Annotated in this window: 20 protein-coding genes; 7 read left to right on the top strand and 13 right to left on the bottom strand. The window is 72.0% G+C overall.

Annotated elements, in window-relative coordinates; genetic code table 11:
- Window positions 1-79: 79 nt before the first annotated feature.
- From FV226_RS02140 to FV226_RS02130, 3 genes are read right to left on the bottom strand one after another with little or no spacing between them, the layout of a single operon-like run.
- Complete coding sequence (locus FV226_RS02140; protein WP_147761706.1) at window positions 80-595, bottom strand: UPF0262 family protein; 516 nt, start codon at window positions 593-595, stop codon at window positions 80-82.
- A 13-nt stretch (window positions 596-608) separates the two neighbouring features.
- Complete coding sequence (gene hisD / locus FV226_RS02135; RefSeq protein ID WP_147761614.1) at window positions 609-1,904, bottom strand: histidinol dehydrogenase; 1,296 nt, start codon at window positions 1,902-1,904, stop codon at window positions 609-611.
- A gap of 38 nt (window positions 1,905-1,942) precedes the next feature.
- A complete protein-coding gene (locus FV226_RS02130) occupies window positions 1,943-2,377 on the bottom strand; it encodes a DUF2948 family protein (protein ID WP_147761705.1) in 435 nt (144 codons plus the stop codon).
- A gap of 283 nt (window positions 2,378-2,660) precedes the next feature.
- On the opposite strand from FV226_RS02130, the gene FV226_RS02125 reads away from it, so the two are divergent.
- Window positions 2,661-2,999, top strand: a complete 339-nt coding sequence (locus FV226_RS02125) for a hypothetical protein (protein WP_147753209.1) — start codon at window positions 2,661-2,663, stop codon at window positions 2,997-2,999.
- A gap of 220 nt (window positions 3,000-3,219) precedes the next feature.
- Here the strand turns inward: FV226_RS02125 and FV226_RS02120 are convergent, their stop codons facing one another.
- From FV226_RS02120 to FV226_RS02110, 3 genes are all read right to left on the bottom strand, one after another.
- Window positions 3,220-5,376 (bottom strand): methyl-accepting chemotaxis protein, encoded by a 2,157-nt coding sequence (locus tag FV226_RS02120; RefSeq protein WP_147761613.1) that lies wholly within the window; start codon window positions 5,374-5,376, stop codon window positions 3,220-3,222.
- Between the two features lie 283 nt (window positions 5,377-5,659).
- Window positions 5,660-6,949, bottom strand: a complete 1,290-nt coding sequence (murA, locus tag FV226_RS02115) for a UDP-N-acetylglucosamine 1-carboxyvinyltransferase (RefSeq protein ID WP_147761612.1) — start codon at window positions 6,947-6,949, stop codon at window positions 5,660-5,662.
- A gap of 254 nt (window positions 6,950-7,203) precedes the next feature.
- The gene (locus FV226_RS02110) at window positions 7,204-7,386 is read right to left on the bottom strand and encodes a hypothetical protein (RefSeq protein WP_147761611.1); all 183 of its coding nucleotides are present in this window, start codon (window positions 7,384-7,386) and stop codon (window positions 7,204-7,206) included.
- 334 nt (window positions 7,387-7,720) lie between these two features.
- Here FV226_RS02110 and hemA point away from each other — a divergent pair, with 334 nt between their 5' ends.
- Window positions 7,721-9,019 (top strand): 5-aminolevulinate synthase, encoded by a 1,299-nt coding sequence (gene hemA / locus FV226_RS02105; RefSeq protein ID WP_147761610.1) that lies wholly within the window; start codon window positions 7,721-7,723, stop codon window positions 9,017-9,019.
- 27 nt (window positions 9,020-9,046) lie between these two features.
- On the opposite strand, the gene FV226_RS02100 is transcribed toward hemA, so the two are convergent.
- A complete protein-coding gene (locus tag FV226_RS02100) occupies window positions 9,047-9,589 on the bottom strand; it encodes a DUF2059 domain-containing protein (protein WP_147761609.1) in 543 nt (180 codons plus the stop codon).
- A 158-nt stretch (window positions 9,590-9,747) separates the two neighbouring features.
- Here FV226_RS02100 and FV226_RS02095 point away from each other — a divergent pair, with 158 nt between their 5' ends.
- Window positions 9,748-10,305 (top strand): DUF4337 domain-containing protein, encoded by a 558-nt coding sequence (locus FV226_RS02095; protein WP_147761608.1) that lies wholly within the window; start codon window positions 9,748-9,750, stop codon window positions 10,303-10,305.
- Between the two features lie 28 nt (window positions 10,306-10,333).
- On the opposite strand, the gene FV226_RS02090 is transcribed toward FV226_RS02095, so the two are convergent.
- Window positions 10,334-10,639, bottom strand: coding sequence for a hypothetical protein (locus FV226_RS02090; RefSeq protein WP_147761607.1), 306 nt, complete (start codon window positions 10,637-10,639; stop codon window positions 10,334-10,336).
- 62 nt (window positions 10,640-10,701) lie between these two features.
- Window positions 10,702-11,781 carry an acyltransferase gene (locus tag FV226_RS02085; protein ID WP_246691461.1) on the bottom strand — a complete coding sequence of 360 codons (1,080 nt, stop codon included), beginning with the start codon at window positions 11,779-11,781 and terminating at the stop codon, window positions 10,702-10,704.
- 381 nt (window positions 11,782-12,162) lie between these two features.
- On the opposite strand from FV226_RS02085, the gene FV226_RS02080 reads away from it, so the two are divergent.
- The 3 genes from FV226_RS02080 to FV226_RS02070 all read left to right on the top strand — a co-directional run bounded on the left by FV226_RS02080 (window position 12,163) and on the right by FV226_RS02070 (window position 14,758).
- Entirely contained in the window at window positions 12,163-12,402 is a 240-nt protein-coding gene (locus FV226_RS02080; RefSeq protein ID WP_147753201.1) for a hypothetical protein, read from the top strand.
- Window positions 12,403-12,503: 101 nt separating this feature from the next.
- A complete protein-coding gene (locus tag FV226_RS02075; RefSeq protein ID WP_147761703.1) occupies window positions 12,504-14,048 on the top strand; it encodes a L,D-transpeptidase family protein in 1,545 nt (514 codons plus the stop codon).
- Between the two features lie 176 nt (window positions 14,049-14,224).
- Entirely contained in the window at window positions 14,225-14,758 is a 534-nt protein-coding gene (locus tag FV226_RS02070; protein ID WP_147761606.1) for a DNA starvation/stationary phase protection protein, read from the top strand.
- Between the two features lie 85 nt (window positions 14,759-14,843).
- Here FV226_RS02070 and FV226_RS02065 read toward each other — a convergent pair whose 3' ends face one another.
- The 4 genes from FV226_RS02065 to FV226_RS02050 form a co-directional block, all read right to left on the bottom strand.
- The gene (locus FV226_RS02065) at window positions 14,844-15,242 is read right to left on the bottom strand and encodes a cupin domain-containing protein (RefSeq protein WP_147761605.1); all 399 of its coding nucleotides are present in this window, start codon (window positions 15,240-15,242) and stop codon (window positions 14,844-14,846) included.
- A gap of 39 nt (window positions 15,243-15,281) precedes the next feature.
- Complete coding sequence (locus FV226_RS02060; RefSeq protein WP_147761604.1) at window positions 15,282-16,037, bottom strand: glucose 1-dehydrogenase; 756 nt, start codon at window positions 16,035-16,037, stop codon at window positions 15,282-15,284.
- 153 nt (window positions 16,038-16,190) lie between these two features.
- Window positions 16,191-17,105, bottom strand: a complete 915-nt coding sequence (locus FV226_RS02055; protein WP_147761702.1) for a LysR substrate-binding domain-containing protein — start codon at window positions 17,103-17,105, stop codon at window positions 16,191-16,193.
- Between the two features lie 58 nt (window positions 17,106-17,163).
- The gene (locus FV226_RS02050) at window positions 17,164-19,797 is read right to left on the bottom strand and encodes a bifunctional acetate--CoA ligase family protein/GNAT family N-acetyltransferase (RefSeq protein ID WP_147761603.1); all 2,634 of its coding nucleotides are present in this window, start codon (window positions 19,795-19,797) and stop codon (window positions 17,164-17,166) included.
- Window positions 19,798-20,387: 590 nt separating this feature from the next.
- On the opposite strand from FV226_RS02050, the gene FV226_RS02045 reads away from it, so the two are divergent.
- Window positions 20,388-20,828: MucR family transcriptional regulator (locus FV226_RS02045; protein ID WP_281406014.1), on the top strand; the 441-nt coding region annotated here is incomplete at its 3' end.

Here is a 20,828-nt window from a genome sequence, read left to right as displayed (position 1 = left end):
GACTCCGCGATGCCGCGCGCTCTGACGCCGAACCGGTGCCCACTTCGGCGGAGCGCGCTCGGGGCGGCGCAACGCCACCTCAGCCCTTCCAGTGCAAGGCGAAGATCAGGGTGAACAGCCGCCGCGCGGTGTCGTGGTCGAGGTCGACCTTGCCGGAGAGCCGCTCCTTCAAGGTCTCAGAGGCCTCGTTGTGCAGGCCGCGCCGGCCCATGTCGATCGCCTCAATCTGCGTCGGCGAGGCGGTGCGGATGGCGTTGTAGTAGCTCTCGCAGATCATCTCGTAGTCGCGGATCACCCGGCGGAAAGGCGTCAGCGACAGCAGATGGGTCATCACCGGCTCGCCCGACGGCGACTGGATCGCGAAGGAGAGCTTGTTCTCCACGAGCCCGAGGTGGAGCGCGTAGGGGCCGGTGCGACCGGGGATGGCGAAGTGGTTGTCCTCGATGATGTCGAAGATCGCGATGGCGCGCTCGTGCTCCTGGTCGGGGTTGCCGCGGCCGATCGAGTCCTCGTCGAGCGCCACCGAGACCAGGCGGTCCGTGCCCTTCCCGGCCGGCTTCTCAGCCTGCGTCTCAGTCCCCTTGGCCTCCGACATCGTGCGCATGCCCCTACAGGTTCAGCCGGATCGCGACGGAGCGGGCATGCCCCTCGAGGCCCTCCGACCGGCCCAGCGTTATCGCCGCGGGGCCGAGCGCCCGCAAGCTCTCCGGCGTGCAGGCGAGGATCGTGGTGCGCTTCATGAAGTCGAGGACGCCGAGGCCCGAGGAGAACCGCGCAGAGCGCGCCGTCGGCAGCACGTGGTTGGGGCCGCCGACGTAGTCGCCGATGGCCTCGGGCGTGTGGGAGCCGAGGAAGATCGCCCCGGCGTTGCGGATCTTCTTGGACAGCGCCTCGGCGTCCTGCGTCTCGATCTCCAGGTGCTCGGGCGCGAGGCGATCGACCAGGGGCACCGCCTCGTCGAAGTGCCTCACCCGGACGATCGCGCCGTAGTCGCGCCAGCTCGCCCGCGCGATCTCCTGGCGCGGCAGGGTGGTCAGCGCCCGCTCGACGGCGGCCTCCGCGGCCTCGGCGAGTTCCGCGCTGTCGGTGATCAGGATCGACTGGGCCGCCACATCGTGCTCGGCCTGGGCCAGGAGGTCGGCGGCGATCCAGTCGGGGTTGGCGTGGCCGTCTGCCAGGATCAGCACCTCGGAGGGGCCGGCGATCATGTCGATGCCGACCTGCCCGAACACCCGGCGCTTGGCCGCCGCGACGTAGGCGTTGCCGGGGCCGACGACCTTGGCGACCGGGGCGATCGTCTCGGTGCCGTAAGCCAGCGCAGCCACCGCCTGCGCCCCGCCGACGCGGTAGACCTCGTGCACGCCCGACAGGTGCGCGGCGGCGAGCACCAACGGGTTCGACTGCCCGTCGGGCATCGGCACGACCATGACGATCCGCGGCACGCCGGCGACGCGCGCTGGGATCGCGTTCATCAGCACCGAGGACGGGTAGCTCGCCGTGCCGCCGGGCACGTAGAGCCCCACCGATTCCAGCGCGGTCCAGCGCCAGCCCGAGGTGACGCCGAGGGCGTCGGTCTCCATCCGGTCGCCGGGGACTTGGCCCGCATGGAACGCCTCGATCCGGGCAGCGGCGAAGCGCAAAGCCTCCAGTGCCTCGGGCGGGCAGGCCTGGAGCGCCGCGGCGATCTCATCCTCGGTGACCCGCAAGGCGGACGCGGTGAAGCCCTCGCCGAGCCGGTCGAATTGACGGGTGTAGTCGACGAGCGCGGTGTCGCCGCCCTTCACCACGCCGGCGATGATGCCGCGCACGGTCTCGTCCACGTCCTCCGAGATCTCGCGCTTGACCGTGAGCAGCCGGGCGAAATCCTCCGCGAAGGTCGGGTCGCTGCTATCGAGGCGGATCATCGGCGCGTGCTTCTCTTGATGGTGTGGGGCGCGACGGCTCAAGCCGACGGGCCGGGCACGGGCGCCGCGTGGCCCGGGCGGCTCTCGGCCTCCCAGACCGGGCCGAGGTCCTTCATCCGTACCTCGATGCACTCGACCTCGAGGCGGATCGCGGCCTGGCCCGAGAACAGCAGCGTGACCAGGCCCGAGGGCGCCTCGGTCTCCTCGAAGGTGATCGCGAGCAGGCTCAAGGGCGCGTCCCCCGGCGTCAGGCCGCGGGTGCGAACCCCGAGCACGCGCTCGAAATGCAGGCCGGCGAGCCGTCGCCGCGGCGTCTCCGGGCTCTGCCAATCGAACCGGCGCAGCGCGAGCACGAAGCGGTGCTCGGCGGCTAGGAACGTGAGGTCGGCGACGTTCAGCACCGCATCCTGCAGGTGGGCCGAGATCACGGTGAGGTCCTCGGCGTCGAGGGCGGCGAGCTTGAGAAGCTCCATGTCGGCGGGCCGCTCCGGAGAGGGTTTCACGGGAAACATTTTCGCCCGCGTCAGTAGCGAGACCGGCCGCTTCCGGCAACCGCGGCCGGGTCGCACGAGCCGCGGCGGATGGTGTCCGGTCCCTCGCATCCACCATACCGGAGGATCGGGACGGCCGATGCGCAGTCTGGCGCGTTGAGCGTCGAGGCCGGGGCGCGGACAGCTGTTGCGCCGGCCTCAGCCGCCGTTCAGGCAGCCAATCGTAGACCCCACGTCGATCTCGGACCGGAGACGGACACATCCCATGACCATCAAGCGCTACACCCTCGCGGCCATCGCCGCCCTGACCCTCGGGACGACCCTCGGCGCGACCGGGGCCAGCGCCCAGTATTACGGCAACGAGTACGGCGGCCCGCGCCGGTTCGACCGCGGCTACGACGAAGACCGCCCGCGCCGTCGCGACTACGAGGAGGACCGCTACGAGCGCCGCCGCGACCGCGACGACTTCCGCGGCGGCGGCCGCGGCGGCAGCATCTGCGTCACCGCCCGCGGCAACTGCGTGACCCGCCCCGCGCCGTTCAACTCGTCCTGCGGCTGTGAAGTCCCGGGCTTCGGCTTCAAGCGCGGCGCCATCGGCCGCTGATCGCCGCGATCCCGCCTTGCGGGGGGGCCGTCCAGCCATCGGGCCGGGCGGCCCTTCGTGTTTTAGGCCTTCGGCGCCGCGAACCGCGCGGGCTGGTGCGAGCGTCCTGGGCGAGCTGCTGTCCTGGGCGAGCTCGGAGAGCATGATCCCTCCCCGATCCCCGCCTTCGGTCGGGAGCGCGCCGGCCCCCAGGGCCGAGCCGCCGAACGACCCGCGCCGCTCAGGCGGCGCGGACGCCCGCCAGGAAGCTGCCGACCTCGGCGCGCAGTTCCTCCGATTGGCCGGCCAGCGCGTCCGAGGCGAGCAGCACCGCCGCGACCTCGCTGCCGGCTGCGTTCGCGGCGCTGGCGACCGCGGCGATGTCCGCCGTCATCGCGCTGGTCCCGGCCGAAGCCTCGCCCATGTTGCGCACGATCTCCTGGGTCGTGACGCCCTGCTCCTCCACCGCGGCGGCGATGCTGGTCGACACCCGGTTCATCGCCTCGATCCGCCCGGCGATCGCATGGATCGCCTCGGAGGCTTCGCCCGCGGCTGCCTGGATCGAGGCGATCTGCTGGCCGATCTCCCCCGTCGCCCGCGCCGTCTGCGAGGCCAGGTCCTTCACCTCCGCCGCCACCACCGCGAAGCCGCGGCCCGCCTCCCCGGCGCGCGCCGCCTCGATCGTGGCGTTGAGCGCCAGCAGGTTGGTCTGGCCGGCGATGGTCGAGACCAGGCCGACGACGTCGCCGATCCGGGTCGCGGCCGCGGCCAGCGCGTCCATGGCGGCCTGCGTCCGCGTCGCCTCGCGCACCGCGCCGTCCGACATCTCCGCCGCCTGCTCGACCTGCCGCCCGATCTCCTGGACCGTGGCCCCGAGCTCCTCGGCCGCCGCGGCGACGGTGTTGACGTTCTGGGCGGTCTCGTTGGCGGTGGTCGCGACGCTGCTCGACCGTTGCGAGGTGCCCTCGACCGCGTCGCGCATGCCGCCCGAGGCGGCCTGCAGCCCGGCCACCGAGCAGGCGACCCGCGCGACGATGCCGCCGACCGAGCGCTCGAAGCGTTCGGCGAGGTCGCGCAGGAGGGCGCGGCGCGCCTGCTCCTCGCGCAGGCGGGTGGCCTCGGTCGTCTTCAACTGCGCCGCGGCCTCCTCGAGGGAGACGTCGCGGATGGTCACCACGGCCCGGGCGATGTCGCCGATCTCGTCGCGCCGGGTGCTGCCGGGCACCTGCTCCAGCGCCTGCCGGGCGGCCAGGGCCTTAAGCGCCGCGGTGAGCGCGCCGAGCGGCCGCACGATCGATCGGGCCAGCAGCAGGCCGAGGATGGCGGTGCCGGCGAGCACCCCGAGCCCGACCAGGGCAAGCGTGCGCGACAGGGTCGAGACGGCGCCGATCGCCTCGCCGAAGCTCTGCTCGGCGATCACCGTCCAGGGCGCCCCGAGCACCGAGACGACGGAGGACGCCGCCAGGCGCCGGCCTTCCGGGGCCTCGAAGTCGAACGGCCGCCCCTCCGTGAGGCGGCTCGGGGCGATCCCGAGCGCGCCCAGGGGGCTGCCGGCCTTCGCGTCCGGGTTGAGCGGCGGCTGGGTGCGCAGCAGGCCGTCGGCGCCGGCCGAGAGCATCTGCCCGGTCTCGCCGAGGCCGGTGCGCTTCGACAGGGTGCGGTCGAACAGGGCCGGCCCGACCCGCATCACGACGTAGCCGATGCGCTCGGCCGCCTGCGCCGTGCCCATGGCGACGTTGGCGCGCTTCGTCACCGCGCGGCCGATGAAGGCGGATGGCCCGGCGTCGACCGGATAGGCCGCGAAGTCCTCGAACAGGGCGGCTTCGGGATCGGCCGCCCTGAGGCGCTCGAACAGCCGCGCGAGCCCCGTTCCCCGCAGCGCCGGATCGGAGACCGGACGGGCGAAGTCCTCGCCCTTGGTGGTGGTGTAGACGACGCGCCCGCCCTCATCGAGCACCAGCAGGTCGGCGTAGCCCGCCTGCGCCAGAAGCTTGCGGCCGACCTCCTGCACCTTCGCGTGCCGCCGCCCGTACATCGTGTTGGTCGCGGTGCCGTCGAGCGCGATGCGGGCCGCGGCCGTCTCGGGCGCCCGGAAGGCGGCGAGGAGGCCGGCATAGTCGGGCTTCGCGGGATCGAGGGTCTCGATCAGGTCGGCGACGTTCGACACCACCTGCGGGTGCGCCGCCACCGTGAGGAAGTCGGCCTGCATGCGGTCGGCGACCAGCTCGACCCCGTCGCGCCGCGCGTCGGCGGCGAGTTGCAGCCGCTCGCGTGCCGCATCCACCAACCCGGCCCGGGCCGAGTACCAACTGTACCCGCCCATCGCCGTGGCGCTCAGGAGAGCGAGCCCGATGGTCATGGCGGGCAGGCGTGCCTCGAGGCGTGAGAATACCGACATCGATCCGTCTCGAAGATGCTCGAAGAGCTTGAGCCAGATCTTGTCGCAGGTATGCGTTAAAATTTCTTGCCGGAGACCGAAGCTTATCGTCCAAGCAATACGCCTGACGCACGACGATGATAAGAATAAAATCTGTCTTCTTTCCTGACGGCTCGTGAAACCGATTGACGTCGATCGATTCTCGTCTCGCAAATTCAGAAGCACGCCCAACCGGCACTGCCCGCGATCGGCCGGCCCCGCACCGCTCCGATTGCGGCCCGGCCGAGGCTCGGGCTTTCGGGCCTCAGGCCCGCACGCGCTCGATCCGCGCGCCGCAGCGGGCGAGCTTGGCCTCCAGGGCCTCGAAGCCGCGGTCGAGGTGGTAGACCCGGTTGATCTGGGTCTCGCCCTCGGCCGCCAGCCCCGCGATCACCAGCGATACCGAGGCGCGCAGGTCCGTCGCCATCACGGGCGCGCCCTTGAGGCGCTCCACGCCCTCGACGATCGCCAGATCCCCCTCGAGGCGGATCTTCGCGCCGAGGCGGGCCAGCTCCTGCACGTGCATGAAGCGGTTTTCGAAGATGGTCTCGCGGATCTGCGACTGGCCGTTGGCCAGGGTCATCAGCGCCATGAACTGCGCCTGCAGGTCGGTGGGGAAGCCCGGGAACGGGTCGGTGGTCACGTCCACCGCCGCGATCCCGCCGCCGTTGCGCCGGACGCGGATGCCCCCGGGAACCTGGGTGATCTCGGCGCCGGTGGTCGAGAGGATGTCGAGGGCCGAGTGCAGCAGGTCGGCGCGGGTGTTCTCCAGCACCACGTCGCCACCGGTCATCGCCACCGCCATGGCGTAGGTGCCGGTCTCGATTCGGTCGGGCAGCACCTCGTGGCGGGCGCCGTTCATGCGGGCGACGCCCTCGATCACGATGCGCGGCGTGCCGGCGCCCTGGATGCGGGCGCCCATCTTGATCAGGCAGTCGGCCAGATCTACCACCTCCGGCTCGCGGGCGGCGTTGGAGATCACCGTGGTGCCGTAGGCGAGCGAGGCCGCCATCAGCGCCACGTGGGTGCCGCCGACGGTGACCTTCGGAAAGTCGATCTCGGCGCCGCGCAGGCCGTTTTTCGTACGCGCGACGACGTAGCCGGCATCGATCTCGATCTGCGCGCCGAGCTTTTCCAGCGCCATGATCAGGAGGTCCACGGGCCGGGTGCCGATGGCGCAGCCGCCCGGCAGGGAGACCTTGGCCTCGCCGAAGCGGGCGAGCAGCGGCGCGACCACCCAGAAGCTCGCGCGCATGGTCGAGACCAGTTCGTAGGGCGCCGTTGTGTCGATGACGTTCGACGCCGTGAGCCGGATGGTCTGGCCGGTCTCGGTGGTCTGCCCCGGGCGCTTGCCGACCACCATGTGATCGACGCCGTGGTTGCCGAGGATGCGTGTGAGCGCGGCGATGTCGGCGAGCCGCGGCACGTTGGCGAGTTCCAGGGTGTCGCCGGTGAGCAGGCTCGCGATCATCAGCGGCAGGGCGGCGTTCTTCGCCCCCGAAATCGGGATCGTGCCGTTGAGCGGCACGCCGCCGGTGATGTGGATGCGGTCCATGGTCTCGTGATCCTCACGCGCCGCGCCTCGTTCCGCGCGCCGCCGGCCTTGCCCCTCAGGGCGCTCGCCGCCCATGCTTGCGCGCAGCCTATAGGCGAGTTTTGTCCGAAAGGGGACCGATGCGCGCGCTGGCCGGTCCGGGGTTGCATGCCGGGCGGCTCGCAGGACGTCGACGGGTGTGGATCCGTCCGCTGCCGCGACGCGGGCGCGGTCGGCGTCCGGACGCGATCGTTGCGCGGCTCGGCGACCTGTCGTCAGGTTGACGGCGCCTCGGAAGCCGGCCCGTCCGGTTCGTCCGGCTGCCCAGCGTCCGCAGCCGAGTCGTCGCGCTCCGCCGCCTCGCCGCGGCCGCGGACCTGCCCCTTCCGTCGCCGCAGGTTTTCGCGGAGCGCCGCCTTGAGGCGCTCGGCGCGGGCTTCGTCGTTCTTCGTCGTCATGGCTTCAAGCGACGTCGTCCAGGTTCACGCGACCCATCGTCGCCTTCGACTCCTAAGTCGTCGTCGGGCACCTCACAATCCGCACACACGGCGGGGCCGGACGCACCCCGACGCCCTGCAAGGCAGGGATGACGCCTCGTCACCTTGAACCGATTCTAGATCCGGCTGTATCCTCCTGTCCGGCGGCGCCACGCGAGGCCGCCGGATTCCTCATTCACCCGATGCGTGATCGGGTGCGCCGGGCCTCTCAGGGTCCGCAGGCGCGCCCTCGGCATCCGAACAAGGCCAGCCGCGACGACCTCGCGTCCGACGCCGGCCAGCCCCAAGGATATCCATGCCCGAGACCCGGCCTGCTTCCTCCCCAGCCCACGCGCACGCGCAGGGTCCGGTTCGCGGCAACGACTACGAGGCGCATTTCCAGGGCGCGCTCGCGCGCTTGCACGGCGAGCGCCGCTACCGGGTCTTCGCCGACATCGAGCGGATCGCCGGGCGCTTCCCGATCGCGAACTGGCGCCGGCCCGACGGGGCGACCTCCGAGATCACCGTGTGGTGCTCGAACGACTACCTTGGCATGGGCCAGCACCCGGAGGTGGTGGCCGCGCTCACCGACACGGCCAAGCGCTGCGGCGTCGGCGCCGGCGGCACCCGCAACATCGCCGGCAACAACTCGCCGCTGGTCGACCTCGAGCGCGAGCTCGCCGACCTGCACGGCAAGGAGGCCGGCCTCGTCTTCACCTCGGGCTACGTCTCGAACCAGGCCGGCATCTCGACGATCGCCAAGCTGATCCCGGACTGCCTGATCCTGTCGGACGCGTTCAACCACAACTCGATGATCGAGGGCGTGCGCCACGCGGGCTGCGAGAAGCGGATCTTCCGCCACAACGACGTCGTGCACCTGGAAGAGCTGCTGATCGCGGCCGCCGGCCGCAACGTGCTGATCGCCTTCGAGAGCGTCTACTCGATGGACGGGGACGTGGCGCCGATCGGCGCGATCTGCGACCTCGCCGAAAAATACGGCGCGATGACCTACCTCGACGAGGTCCACGCGGTCGGCCTCTACGGGCCGCGCGGCGGCGGCATGGCCGAGCGCCAGGGCGTGATGCACCGCGTCGACGTGATCGAGGGCACGCTCGCCAAGGGGTTCGGGTGCGTCGGTGGTTACATCACCGGCTCGTCCGCGCTCTGCGACGCGGTGCGCAGCTTCGCCCCGGGCTTCATCTTCACCACGGCGATTCCGCCGGCGATCGCGGCCGCGGCGCGGGCCTCGGTGCGCTATCTCAAGCGCTCGAACGGGGAGCGCGAGGCGCACCAGCGCCAGGCCGCCGCGACCAAGCGTGCGCTGGAGGAAGCCGGCCTGCCGGTGCTCGCCACCGAGACCCACATCGTGCCGGTGATGGTCGGCGACGCCGAGCTGTGCAAGGCGGCGGCCGACCACCTGCTCGAGCGCCACGCCATCTACATCCAGCCGATCAACTACCCGACGGTGCCGCGCGGCACCGAGCGTCTGCGCATCACCCCCTCGCCGTTCCACGACGATGCCCGCATCGCCACGCTGACCGCGGCGCTCGTCGAGACCTGGGACACCCTCGACCTGCCGCGCGCCGGCACGGTGTTCGCGCAGGCCGCCGAGTAGGCCGCGCCCGCGCGAAGCCCTCAGGGCTCAGTTCGGCTTCGGCCGGTTTCCGCCCGGCGCCCAGCCATGCGCCTCGGCGGTGGCCTGGAGCTTCGTCTGCATCTCGCCGGCCAGGCTGCCGATCCAGTGCTGCATGCCCGTCAGCTGCGCCTGGGCCAGCTGCGGCTGCGCCTTGGCCATGTTGCGGCCGGCCGGCGTGTCGTAGAATGCGGCGATCGCCTCCAGGTCCTCCTTCGACAGCACCGCCGCGAACGACAGCGCCTGGAGGTTCAACAGCTCGTCGTAATGCGCCGACAGGATCGGCATGATCACCTCCTGCACCATGACCTTGGCCCGATCGGGCTGCTTGAGCCCCATCTGCTGGACCATCGCGGTCATCGGCGCCGTCATCGCCTGAAGCGTGGTGTCGCGGTCGCCCTGGGCGCGGGCGACGACCGCCTTCGCCGCCGCCAGCCGCGCCGGATCGACGGTGACCTGGGGCACCGGCTTCGCCGGGGCCGGCGCCTGGGCGCGGGCGGGCCCGGAGAAACCGAGGGCGAAGGTCACGAGAGCGAGGGTGGCGATGCGCATCACGCGTCCTCCGAAGACGATTATCGCGGGCCGCGAATCGGGCCGCGCCGGACCATAGGCGTTGCCGGCGGATCAACCTAGAAGCTCGGCCGCGTTGCATCCGCAGGCCGGATGCGCTGTGACTGCGCCCGCACGAATCAACGGGGAGCTTTGGGCGGATGTCGGGTGGTCACGGAGCGGGTGGTGGGTCGAACAAGCGCGTCGCGCTACTGATCTCGGTGCTGGCGCTGTTCCTCGCCTTCAGCGAGACGCTGGGCAAGGCGGCGCAGACCGACGCGATCGGCGCCAACGTCGAGGCGGCCAACCAGTGGGCGTTCTTCCAGGCGCGGACCATCCGCGCCACGGTGCTCAAGACCGCCGACGAGGCGGTGGCCCTGGTGCCGCCGGGGCCGAACCAGGACGCGATCGCGGCCAAGCGCGCCGAGTGGGCCAAGACCATGGCGCGCTGGGATTCCGAGCCCGCCACCGGCGAGGGCCGCAAGGAACTCGCCGAGAAAGCCAAGACCGCGCAGAACCACCGCGACCTGTCCCTGCTGCGCTACCACCATTACGAGCTGGCCTCGGCCGCCTTCCAGATCGGCATCGTGCTGGCCTCGGCCGAGGTGATCACCGGCATCGTCGCCCTGGTCTTCGCCGGTGGCCTGCTCGGCGCGGCCGGCGCGGTGCTGCTCGCCTTCGGCTATCTCGCCCCGCACGCCCTGCCGTTCTTCCATTGAGACGGGCTGCAGTGAGACGGGCTGCGGGTCAGCGGTCTCCGAACCAGTCGTCGTAGCCCGGCTCGATGCACGTGTGGCCGACGAAGCATTTCGGGTCGGTGCGCGTCGGCGCGGTGGCGGTGCGCGTGACCTCCGTCGCCTCGCAGAAGCTGCGGTCGCGCACGAAGCGGTCGTAGGTCGGGCCGCCGGTGCCGAGCACGATGCCGCCGGCGCGGGCGACGGCGCCGCGGGCCTGGGCGCAGGTGAGCGTCGTAGTGTCGACGCGCTGGGCCTCGGCGGGGCCGGCGGCGAGGAGCAGACAGGTCGGCAGGCAGCTCAAGATCAGGCGGCGCATCGGCGGCTCCTTTGGGGTCCCGGAGCAACGTCGCCCATGTCCTACGGTTCATGCGTCGCGGTTCAGGCCGCCCGCCGCTCCGGGTCGGCGAGGCTCGGTTCCGGCGGCCGGCCGGACGGGTCGAGCAGGCGCCGCCGCAGCCGGACGCAGGGGCGCTCCACCCAGGCTTGCATTAGCACGCAGAGGGCAAGGGTCGGCACGAGGCCGGCGACGATCAGTACGAGGGACCCCGAGCCCGGCCGCAGGTGCAGCAGCAGCGCGATCATCGTCGGGTGCAGGAGGTAGAAGCTGTAGGAGTAGAGCCCGAGCCGGCGCATCGGTGCGGAGCCGAGCGCCCGCACCACCCATCCGCGGCCCTGCAAGGCGGCCGAGAACGGCACGAACAGCGCCGCGCTCTGCAGCGTGTAGCGCAGGGTCTCGCGGAAGGCGGGGTTCCGCACCGCGAGGGTGGCGAGGATCACCGCGCCCGCCGCCGCCACGTGCCAGGGTTTCGGCCGCCAGGCGCGGTCGGCCGGGATCACCGGGTTGTTCCACAGGCCGAGGCAGCAGCCGAACAGGATCGCGTCGATGCGGGTGTGGGTCCAGGAGTAGTTCAGGCTGTAATCGGCGAGCCGCCACACGTTGAGGCAGCGGATGGCCAGCACGCCGCCGCACAGCGCCAGGCATGCCAGGGCCGCCCGACGCGGCGACAGGCGCCCGAGCCACAGCAGGTAGGCCAGCGGAAACAGCAGGTAGAAGTGCTCCTCGATCGCGAGGCTCCACAGCGGCACCGGCAGCACCTGCTCGGTGCCGAGGAGGTCGGGGTAGTTCGTCAGGAACGTCGCCTGCCCCAGCACCGCCACCGCGTCGACGCGCATCCAGTCGAGCAGGCCGAGCCCGTAGAGCAGGCCGGAGAACGCCAGCGCCAGGTACATCGGCGGCAGGATGCGCAAGGCCCGGCGCAGGTAGAACGCCTTCAGCGACACCGTCCCGCTCACCCCCCGCTCGATCCGCAGCAGGGTGGTGATGAGGTAGCCCGACAGGAAGAAGAACACCGTGACGCCGAAGCCCCCCGGCACGACGTGGCTGAGCCCGCAATGGGCGACGTAGACGATGCCGATCGCCAGCGCCCGCACCCCGTCGAGCTGCGGCAGGTAGGGCATCGCCGGCGGGACCGGGGCGGTGGGGCTCGGGATGGCACAGCTCCTTGCGGGTTCCGGACGATCGCCGGACACCGAAACACGAAACCGCAAATTTTTCGTCCTCACTATCCGCGCCGGCACCGGAGTGGTGCGACGATTATCTCCCCCTCTGCGGGGGGGAGGGAAGAGGCGTATCTCTCGGGCGCCAAAGCTCGTGTCGGCTCGAATGCTGGAGAGCGCAAATCTAGATCGCCGATGTCCGCGAGGCCCCGCCCCGCATGCGACACTCGCGCGGTTGCCGGCGCGGGCGAGAGGTCTACGATCCGGGCATCGCGGCCCTGACCTTCGGCGCTCCGCGCATGAGAGACGGATGCGCTCCCGCCTTCGACGCGTGATGAGCCCGTGCCCCGGTACTTCTTCGACATCCACGACGGCTTCCACCAGCGCGACGACGTCGGCACCCATTGCGACGACGTGCAGGCCGCCGCCCTCGAGGCCAAACGCCTGCTGCCCGCCATCGCCGTCAACGAGATCCCGACCGACGGCGAGCGCCAGACCATCACCGTGGTGGTGACGGACGAGGACGGCTACGCCGTGTACTCGGCCGCCCTCGCCTTCGTCGGCACCTGGCTGCTGCGGTGAGCCGGCGCCGGCCTGAGCCGGGCACAAGGGATCGGTAACCATCGCCCGCGCATGATCCGGCCCGGAACCGCCCGTTCGCGGGGCCGAGACGGGGTTGCGTGATGTTCTCTGCCGCCTTCCTGCGCGCGGGCCTGTCGCCCCTGGCGCTCGCCGCCGCGCTGAGCACGGCCACCGCCCAAGGCGCGCCGCCGGCTGCGAGCCCCGCGCCGGCGCAACCCGTGCCCGCCCTGCCGCAGGCCGCACCGGTGGCGGCTCCTGCGCCGGAGGCCGCGGCGCGCGAGCCGGCCAAGCGCAAGCCCGAGCCGGAGCTGGTCTACGCCACCGTCTCCGCCGACCCGCGGCCGACGCTGACGCAGAAGACCTTCACCGAGACCCTGCGTGCCGCCGACCTGTACCAGGCCTTCGCCGACGCGGGCGGCTGGGCGCCGGTACCCGAGACCACGGTGTTCAAGCCGGGCGCGTCGAACCCGGCGATCCCAGGCCTGCGCCATCACCTGACCCTCACCGGCGACCTGCCCGCCGACGCGCCCCCGAGCGACCGGCTCGATCCGCCGCTGATCGCGGCGGTGACCGCGTTCCAGGCCCGCCACGGCCTGCCGGAATCGGGGCTGGTGGGCCGGCTGACGATCGCCGCGCTCAACGTGCCGGCCTCCGTCCGCCAGCGCCAGCTTGCGGCTTCGGCGGCCCGGCTGATGGGCTCGAAGTTCCCGTTCGGCGAGCGCTACGTCGTCGTCAACATCCCGGCGGCCACCGTCGAGGCGGTGGAGGGCGGCCAGGTCGCGCGCCGCTACGTCGCCGTGGTCGGCAAGCCCGACAAGGCGACGCCCAGCGTCGAGACGCGGATCACCGACATCAACTTCAACCCGACCTGGACGGTGCCGGTCTCGGTGGTGAAGAACGAGATCATCCCGCGGATGCGCAAGGAGCCGGGATATCTGGCCAAGAACCACATCCGCATCCTCGGCCCCGGCAACGTCGAGGTCGATCCGACGGCAGTGAACTGGAACACCGAGAAGGCGGTCAACTACACGCTGCGCCAGGATTCCGGCTTCGACAACTCGCTCGGGCAGGTGCGGATCGACATGCCGAACCGCTTCGCAGTCTACATGCACGATACGCCCTCGAAGTCGCTGTTCGCCCGCAACGTCCGCTTCCACAGCCACGGCTGCGTCCGCGTCGGCGGGGTGAAGGAGCTCGTCGGCTGGCTGCTCTCGGGCGTCGAGGGGCCGAACGGGCCGGGCTCGGCCTGGGGGCCGATCGAGATCGAGACCGCCATCGCCGACGGCGAGCGCCGCGACCTCAAGCTGGTGAAGCCGGTGCCGGTGACCTTCGTCTACCTCACCGGCTACGCCACGCCGGACGGGCGCGTGCACTTCCGCGACGACATCTACGGGCTCGACACCCCCGGCGGCCCGGTGCCCTCGGCGGCGACCGAGCCGGCCACCACCGGCACGGTCGCGCCGCGCGCGGCGATCCGCCCCGCCAAGCCCGAACAGCGCCCGCCGGTGGCCGCCGACCTGAAGCCCGCGGTCGCCCTCAGGCCCCTCATGCCAGCGCCCGCTTTGGCGCGGCCCGTCCCGCGCCTGCCGACGACGCAGCTCGGCGACGGGCCGGCCCCGCGGCCGCCCGGCACGATCCCGAACTGACCGCGGAGAGAGTTGGAACGGTTCCAGCCTGTGCGTGGGTGGCACCCCTGCCCCGCGCCCCGGACCGGCCCCGGAACAATCGCCGCCACCGTTCATTCTGCCGGGTGAGGAACGCCGGAGCCGGCGGCACGGCTGCGCGGCGTTCGCCCCCAACCGAACGAGAACGGAGCCACCCCATGGCGAAGGCCAAGCCCATCACCCGCATCGAGAGCGACCGCCTCAACACCCCGACCGACCTCGATCCGGCCGACACCAAGAAGATCGCCGAGGGCCTCGCGGTCCTGACCTCGGATCTGTTCGCGCTCTACATCAAGACCAAGAACTTCCACTGGCACATGAGCGGCCCGAACTTTCGCGACTACCACCTCCTGCTCGACGAACAGGCCGAGCAGATCTTCGCGATCGTCGACGACGTGGCCGAGCGCGCCCGCAAGATCGGCGGCTTCGCGCTGAAGTCGCTCGGCCAAGCCAAGACCCTGACCCGGGTCGCCGACAACGACGCCGAGTACGTCTCGCCGCTCGACATGCTCAAGGAGCTGCGCGACGACAACAAGGCGCTCACCGCCAACATGCGCGAGCTGCACGAGGTGACGGACGAGGCCAACGACGTCTCGACCACCTCGCTCCTCGAGGAGTGGATCAACCAATCCGAGGAGCGCACCTGGTTCCTCTACGAGTCGACCCGCAACGCCACCGACGGCGGCCACTAAGCCCTTTCGCCTGACGTGAGACGAGGCTCCGCTTCCCGAGAGGAAGCGGAGCCTTTTTCGTTAGGCCTTCCGCGGCCTAGGAGGTTCACCCGCGCTGGTACTCGGCGTCTGACACTGGTTCCATCCACGTCACCGCTTCGCCGTCCTGCTGTTCCTGGATTGCGATGTGTGTCATTGCGCTCGTCGCCGTCGCGCCGTGCCAATGCCGCTCGCCCGGCTCGAACCAGACGACGTCGCCCGGCGCGATCTCCTCGACCGGCCCGCCCTCGCGCTGCACCCAGCCCCGGCCGAAGGTGACGACCAGCGTTTGGCCCAGCGGGTGCGTGTGCCAGGTGGTGCGAGCACCGGGTTCGAACGTCACGCTCGCGCCGGAGACGCGGGCAGGGTCCGGGGCGGTGAAGAGCGGGTCGATCCGCACGGTACCGGTGAACCAGTCGTCGGGTCCCCGGCCGGACGGCTGAGATCCGCTGCGTTTGATTTCCATTCGTCGCTCCTTCGTCAGACCATCGAGGTCCGTTGGGCCTCAGAGAGACCACCCGCCGTCAACCGCGATCGCGGCGCCGGTCACGAACGCGCCGAGGTCGGAGCTCATCCACAGCACGGCCTCGGCGATCTCCTCGGGCTTGCCGAGGCGCCCGACCGGCTCCAGGTCGATCGCCTTCTGGATGTCGCCGCCGGTGAAGCGGTCCATCATCGGCGTCGCGATGTTGCCCGGCAGGATCGCGTTCACCCGGATGTTCGCCTTGGCGTAGTCGAGCGCGGCGGACTTGGTCAGGCCGATCAGGGCGTGCTTCGAGGCGGCGTAGCTCGCGCCTCCCGCGACGCCCCTGACGCCGGCGCCGGAGGAGGTGTTGACGACCACGCCGCCGCCCTGGCGCAGCATCTGAGCGATCTCGTGCTTCATGCACACGAAGGTGCCGCGCAGGTTGATGTCGAGGATCCGGTCCCATTCGTCGAGTTCGATCGCGTGGACGGGCGCCGCCCGGTTCTCGACGCCCGCGTTGTTGAAGGCGCAGTCGAGTCGCCCGAACCGCGCGACCGTGCCGGCGACCGCCGCCTCCACCGCGTCGGGCCGGGACACGTCGCAGCGGATCGGCAGCACCGCGGCGCCCGTCCCCGCCATCTCGGCCCGCACCTGCTCCAGCGCCGCTTCGTCCCGATCCGCGATCGCGACTTCGGCGCCCTCGCGCGCGAAGGCGAGCGCGGCGGCGCGGCCGATGCCGCTGGCGGCGCCGGTGACGAAGGCGACCTTTCCGGTGAAACGCTGTGGGCTCGGCATGGCGACGGCTTTCGGCTGAGGGGGGCGAGCGGGTGGGCTTGCCGGTCGGCCGAAGCTAGGCGTCCCGCGCTGCCGCGATCACCCGTCCGCGCCTCAACGGAGCGATGAGCGGAACTCAACGCCAAGGCGACAACGCGCCGGACGGGCGGACGCCTACAGGCCGAGGGGCCTCAGCGTGCGGATCAGGTCGATCAGCAGCCGCAGGCCGGCCGGCACCTGGCGGGGGCCGGGATAGTAGACGTGGAAGCCCGGTCCCATCGGAGCCCACTCCGCCAGCACGATGCGCAGCGTTCCGGCGGTGACGAACGGCGCGGCGCAGGCCTCGGGGAGGTAGGCGAGCCCGCCGCCGCCCGCCGCGAGGGCCAGCGCCAGCTGCGTGTTGTCGAGGGTCACCGCGCCGGGCACGTCGAGGGCGAGCGTCTCACTCGCCCGCTCGAACTCCCATCGGTAGAGGCTGTCGTCGCCCAGCCGGATGCGCAGGCAGCGATGCTCGCCGAGGTCGCGCGGGTGATCGGGCGTCCCGCGCCGGTCCAGGTAGGCGGGCGCGCCGACGACCACCCAGCGCAGGTCGGCCGACAGGCGTTGCGCGATCATGTCCTGGGGCACGGTGCCGCCGTAGCGGATGCCGGCGTCGGCGCCGGCTTCCACCACGTCGACCAGGTCGTTGGACACCCGGACCTCGACCTCGACCTGGGGATGGCGCGCGCCGAACTCGGGCAGCACGGGGGCGAGCAGCAAGGTGCTCGCATGCTCGAGCACGTTGAGGCGAATCCGTCCGACGGCGTCGCCCGGCGCCCGGTGGCGATCGAGCCCGTCGAGGGCCGACCCGAGCGCCGCGAAGGGCTGGTCCAGGGATGCGAGGAGGTCTGCGCCGGCCGCGGTCAGGGTGACGCTCCGGCTCGTGCGGTTGACCAGCCGCACGCCGAGGCGCGCCTCCATCTGCTTGAGCGCGTGGCTCAGCGCCGAGGCGCTGACGCCGAGCTCCAGCCCGGCCCGCCGAAAGCTGAGATGGCGTGCGATGGCGAGGAACGTGCCGAGGTCGGCGAGGTCGGTCCGGCTGATCCGCATGGGGGCGAGCAGGCTCACATCGCGCGGCCGCACGCGACTCCTTTCGATGCGGGCGGCCTCACCCTTGCAACGCGAGCCGCACCTTCACCACCCCCATGTCCTCCGGGTCGCGGCTTTGCGAAAACCCCAGGCGGCGGCAGACGGCGAGCATCGCGCGGTTCTCGGCCAGCACCGTGCCCTCGACGGTGCCGATGCCCTCGGAGGCCGCCCAGTCGAGCATCAGCCGCATCAGGGCGAGGGCCAGGCCGGTGCCGCGGGCCTCGGAACGGACGAGGATCGCGTACTCGCCGCTGGTGCCGTCGGCGTTGGCGTGCAGGCGCACCGCGCCGAGCATGCGCTTGGCGCCCTCCTCGCCCGCGTCCAGGGCCACGAAGGCGATGGCGCGGGCGTAGTCGAGCTGGGTCAGGCGGGCGAGGAAGGCGTGGCTGAAGTCGCGCACGGGGGCGAAGAAGCGCAGGCGCACGTCCTCCGGGTCGATGGTGGCGAAGAACGCCTGGAACAGCGGCTCGTCCTCGGGCCGCACCGGGCGCACGTCGACCGTCCGGCCCTTCAGCGTCAGCGTCCGCATCCATTCGGCCGGGTAGGGGCGGATCGCGAAGCGTGGATGGCCGCCGGCCCGGCGGGGACTGGCGCGCAGGCGCACGCGGGCGTCCAGCGCCACGACGCCGTTCGCGTCGGCGAGCAGCGGGTTGATGTCGAGCTCGCGCACGTCGGGCAGGTCGGCGGCGAGTTGGGCGAGCTTCACCAGCGTCAGGGCGATGGCGCCGCGGTCCACCGCCGGCACGTCGCGGTAGGCGGCGAGCCGGCGGGCGACGCGGGTGCGGCCGATCAGGTCGTCGGCCAGCGCCAGGTCGAGGGGCGGCAGGCCCAGCGCCCGGTCGTCGATCACCTCCACCGCCGTTCCGCCGCGGCCGAACACCACCACGGGGCCGAAGACCGAGTCCTCGGCCAGCCCGGCGATCAGCTCGCGGCGCTGGCCCTTGCGCACCATCGGCTGCACGGCGAAACCCGTGACGCGGGCGTCGGGCCGCTCGCGCCGGGCGCGCACCAGGATCTTGCGCGCGGCGTCGCGGACGTCCTGCTCGCTGGTGAGGTCGAGGTGCACCCCGCCGATGTCGGACTTGTGCACCACGTCCGGCGAGACGACCTTCAGCGCCACCGACCCGCCGGCCGCGATGATCGTCCAGGCGGCGGCCGCCGCCGCGTCGATGTCGGGGGCGAGCGTCAGCGGCACGGTCTCGATGCCGTAGGCGGCGAGCAGCCCGGCGACCGCGACGGGGTCGAGCCACGCCGCCCCTTGCCGCAGGGCTGCGGCGACGATCGCCTCGGCGGCCTCCGTGTCGGGCGAGAAGTCGCGCGGCAGGGAGCCGGGCGTGCGCATCAGGTCGTCCTGCGCCTCGCGGTAGCGCACGAGATGGAGGAAGCCTTCGATCGCCTCGGACTCGGTGGAGAAGTGCGGGATGCCGGCGCCCGCCAGGATCGCGGCGGCCTCCTCCCCGTGGGACACCGCGAAGACCGGTTTCTTCCGCCCCTGCCCGCGGCGCGTTTGCGTCACCGTGTCGGCGATCGCCTGCGCCACCGCGGCGGCGTCCGAGCGGGCGGTGGGGACGTGGACCGAGAGCACCGCGTCGCCGGCGTGGTCGGCCAGCATCGGCGCGAGGGCGGCGGCGTAGGCCGGCCCGTCGGCGGTGATGCCGAGGTCCACCGCCGGCCCGTCCGCCGGGACGCCGCCGCGGTCGGCGAGCCGGTCGGCGGCGAGCAGGCCGATGCCGCGGCCGTTGGTGAGGATCGCGAGGCGCTTGCCCGCGAACGGGCGCTGGTGGGACAGCGTCTCGGCGGCCGAGAACATCGCGTCGAGGTCCTCCACCGCGAGCAGGCCCGCCCGTCGGAACGCGGCGGCGTAGACCGCGTCGGGCCGGGCCAGGGCGCCGGTATGGGTCTCGGGGTCGCGCCCGTCGCGGGCGTGGCGGCCGGCGCGCAGGACCACCACCGGCTTGGTGCGCGCGGCGGCACGCGCCGCCGACATGAAGCGCCGGGCGTCCGACACCCCGTCGAGGCACAGCAGGATCGCCCGGGTGCGCAGGCAGTTGGCGAAGTGGTCGAGGCAGTCGGCGACGTCGACGTCGCAGGCGCTGCCGAGCGCCATCACCGCCGAGAACCCGGCCCCGTGCCGGGCGCCCCACTCGACGATCGCCCCGGCGACCGTGCCCGATTGCGAGACCAGGGCGAGGTCGCCCGCCGCCGGCGCGCGGGCGAGCAGGCTCGCGTCGAGCCGGTGGCCGGGCACGGCGAGACCCGCGCTGTCGGGGCCGAGCAGGCGCAGGCCGTGCGCGCGGGCGATCCGCGCCGCGCGCGGGCCGGGGTCGTCCGGCCCGGTGCCGAGGCCGGCGGTGAGCAGGATGGCGGCCCGCACGCCGGCGCGCCCGGCCTCCGCGACGATCCCGGGGATGCTTTCGGGCGGGCTCGCCACCACGGCGAGGTCGGGCACTGAGGCTAGATCCGCGATCCGCGCGACGCACGGGACGCCGTCGGCTTCCGCGTCCTGCGGGTGGACCGGATGGACCGGCCCAGCGAAGCCGCCGGCTCGGATCTTGTCGAACACCGCGCGCCCGAGTGAGCCGGCGCGGGCGCCCGCCCCGACCACGGCGACCGAGCGCGGGGTGAGCAGGGCCTCGAAGCGGTAGGTGCTCACGCGGGGCCTCCGTGCGGGTGGCCGGGCGCCCGGCGGCGGGCGGTCGCGGCCGATCCTCCGGCATCCTGCGGGCCGCATCGCCCGCGCGCATCCGGCGGGCAGGCCGAGGTCGGCGCCGCGAGCTTCTTCAAATAGGGCCGGCCGCGCCAGGGCAAGCCTCTTCTCGGGCGGGGCCTCGGGACGGGTCCTGCGAGTCGCTTTCCAGCGATAATCGACCGCAAAATCGTTGCCGCCACAACGAAGTTTTCGGGTTCGCGGGCGAGGGTATTGGGGTGTCTGCAACCGCGACGCGATGGCTAATACCGAGGCTCGCCCAGGGTCCGGCCGCCTAGACCAGGGCATGCGCCCCTGGACACCGGTGCGGCGCGGGGACCGACTGCACTCCGGCCACCGCGCTACACTCGATTTTTCATGTTACAGACCATTCGATCAAGTCTAATCGAACGGAAACAGACCTTGCGTATTGCGTCGGGATGTTCGACATCATAACCGCCTTGCCTGGACAAGCTGGCGTCAGCTGAGAATTGCCCACTTCTCGGGTCGCGCCGACGCCGGACATGTCGAAAGAAGTCGGACCGGGGAAACGATCGATGATGAACGACAACGGCATGGAGCCGGATTACATCGCGCTGGCAGCGGAGATCGTGTCGGCCTTCGTCAGCAAGAATTCCGTCCCGGTCCCGGAATTGAACGGGCTGATCGTCTCGGTCCACGCGACGCTGGCCCAGCTCGGGAACGGTGGCGTCGCCGAGAAGGTCGAGCCGCCGACGCCGGCCGTGTCGATCAAGCGCTCGGTCACGCCCGACTTCATCGTCTGCCTGGAGGACGGCAAGAAGTTCAAGTCGCTCAAGCGCCACCTGCGCACGCGCTACGACATGACCCCCGACGCGTACCGCGCCAAGTGGAACCTCGCGGCCGACTATCCGATGGTGGCGCCGAACTACGCCGCCGCCCGCTCGGAACTCGCCAAGACGATGGGCCTCGGCCAGCAGCGCCGAAAGACCCGCGGCAAGGCCGCCGCCCCCGAAGCC

The organism is Methylobacterium sp. WL12 (assembly GCF_008039475.1).
Classification (GTDB): domain Bacteria; phylum Pseudomonadota; class Alphaproteobacteria; order Rhizobiales; family Beijerinckiaceae; genus Methylobacterium; species Methylobacterium cerastii.
Note: the sequence above shows the minus strand (reverse complement) of the source record. Positions and strands in the feature narration are given on the sequence as shown.